Source organism: Pseudolysinimonas sp., assembly GCF_031389465.1.
Taxonomy (GTDB): domain Bacteria; phylum Actinomycetota; class Actinomycetes; order Actinomycetales; family Microbacteriaceae; genus Pseudolysinimonas_A.
The window spans coordinates 1-2,177 of record NZ_JANMSQ010000307.1 but is presented as its reverse complement, the minus strand read 5'-3'; the positions used below and the strand labels follow the sequence as shown (position 1 = coordinate 2,177).

Below are 2,177 nucleotides of genomic sequence, written 5' to 3'. Positions count from 1 at the left end.
CGTCGACCTCGTCGCGCTCGGACTCAACCTGTTCACCCAAGGCATCGACCCCGAGATCGACTTCAGCGACCTCGACCACATCCGCCGCACCGCCGAGTACTGCAACCAGCTGCGGGTGCCCGAGCGCTCGCCGTGGGCCGGCGACCTCGTCTACACCGCCTTCTCCGGCTCCCACCAGGACGCCATCAAGAAAGGCTTCGAAGCGATGGATGCCGAAGCCGAGCGCCAGGGCAAGCCGGTCTCCGAAATCGAATGGGCGGTCCCGTACCTGCCGATCGACCCGAAGGACGTCGGTCGGGGTTACGAAGCGGTCGTGCGGGTGAACTCGCAGTCGGGCAAAGGGGGTGTGGCCTACCTGCTGAAGGCCGACCACGCTCTTGACCTTCCGCGTCGACTGCAAATCGAATTCAGCCAAGTCGTGCAAGCCAAGACCGACGCCGAAGGCGGCGAAGTCACCAGCGAACAGATCTGGGATGTCTTCCAAGACGAATATCTGCCTGCCTCCGCCGAAGACGCGAAGTGGGGTCGATACGAACTGCTCGGCACCCGCACCGCGAGTGACATGAACGGCGAAGTCAACCTCGACATTCGCATCCGCGTCGGCGAGGAGGTGCAGGCGGCGAACGGAACCGGCAACGGACCCATCGCCGCGTTCCTCGGCATCCTCACCGGGCTCGGACACGACATCAAGCTGTACGACTACGTCGAACACACCCTCTCCGCCGGCGGCGACGCCCAAGCCGCCGCCTACGTCGAGCTTCACGTCGATGGCAAACGGCTCTGGGGCGTCGGGATCGACGGCGACATCTCGACCGCGTCGCTCAAGGCGGTCGTGTCGGCAGTCAACCGCTCGGTTCGCGCTGACTCTGGGGATCGCGAACTCATTTCCGCGGGTTGAGTAGCGCGCCCCGCAGCGGCACGCGGAAAGAAAACCCCAAGCGTGCGCACCCCGTTTAGATACGCGTCGCCCAGCGGGCGGCGCTACTCAACCAACGACGAGGGTGACGCGCTTTCCGTCGCAGACGTTTGTCGCTGTCCCCAGCTGTTCTTCGGCGACGAGCGTGACGAGCACGCCGTCGGGAGCCAGCCATGCGTCGAGATCCGCGAGTACCTCGCGGAGGGGGTCCAGACCATCGGGGCCACCCGCGATGGAGAGATTGGGCTCCTGGGCGCGGTAGTCGCCGGGGATGTCGGCGAGGCGGGCGGTCGGCACGTGGGGGAGGTAGGCGACCGCGAGGTCTACCCGTCCCCGCAACTCGTGGGGGAGGGCATCCCACCAGTCGCCCTCGTGAACGTGGAAGTCGTGGCGGGCGGCGTTGCGTATGGCGTAAGTCAGCGCCATCGGGTCGAGGTCGACGCCGTAGACGTCGGCTCGGGGGAGTCGGGTCTTCACGGCTGCTGCGATGGAGCCGGAGCCGGTGCCGAGGTCGACGATGACGTGGGCGTCGGGGCGGGCGGCGACGGCGGCGTCAACCAGGATCTCTGCGCGGGTGCGCGGCACGAAGACGCCCGGGCCGACCTCGACCTCAACTCCGGCGAAGAGGGCGACACCCAGCGCGTGTTCGAGGGGGATGCCGGCCGCGCGGGCGGTGACGATCGGCTCCGCTCGCTGCTCGTCCTGCCCGACGACCCGGCGGATCTCGGCGGCCTCCTCTTCGGCGAAGACGCAGCCGACCGCACGCAGCCGCGCGACGAGAGGGTCAGGGGGCGCGGGGTCAGGCATCCCGGGTCGGCGGCTTCGGTTTGCGGGAGAGACGGGGAATGCGCTCGATGCGCCGCTGCTCGGGGAGGCTCCAGCGGAACAATACCGCGAGCACCCGCACGGTGAAGGTGAGCCCGACGCCGACGATCGCGGCGATGGGGACGGCGACGCCGAGGTTCACGAGCACGACGAGGGTCGTCGTGCCGACGAGCGCCGCGACCGCGTACAGCGAGCCGACGTGCATGAGGGCGATGGGAAGTGCGAGCAGCAGGTCGCGCAGAATCGATCCGCCGACCGCCGCGAGCACGCCGACGAAGACGGCCGGTACCTCGGGTAGTCCGGCAGCGAGTGCCGCGGTCGTGCCAATCGCGCCGAACAGCCCGATCGTGAGGGCGTCGAGCACGGTGATGACGTTCGCGAGCCGCGAGAAGATCCGCTCGAGCAACATGCCGATGAGGGCGGCCCCGGTCGCGAC

At 68.5% G+C, this 2,177-nt stretch carries 3 protein-coding genes; 1 reads left to right on the top strand and 2 read right to left on the bottom strand.

All coding sequences use genetic code 11. The annotated features are described in order from the left end of the window. A partial coding sequence (locus RMO30_RS11875; RefSeq protein ID WP_309713717.1) for an alpha-isopropylmalate synthase regulatory domain-containing protein occupies positions 1-898 on the top strand: 898 nt, incomplete at its 5' end. Positions 899-985: 87 nt separating this feature from the next. On the opposite strand, the gene RMO30_RS11870 is transcribed toward RMO30_RS11875, so the two are convergent. Beyond that, complete coding sequence (locus RMO30_RS11870; RefSeq protein WP_309713714.1) at positions 986-1,723, bottom strand: HemK/PrmC family methyltransferase; 738 nt, start codon at positions 1,721-1,723, stop codon at positions 986-988. Next, positions 1,716-2,177: TRIC cation channel family protein (locus tag RMO30_RS11865; RefSeq protein WP_309713712.1), on the bottom strand; the 462-nt coding region annotated here is incomplete at its 5' end. The genes RMO30_RS11865 and RMO30_RS11870, both read right to left, overlap by 8 nt.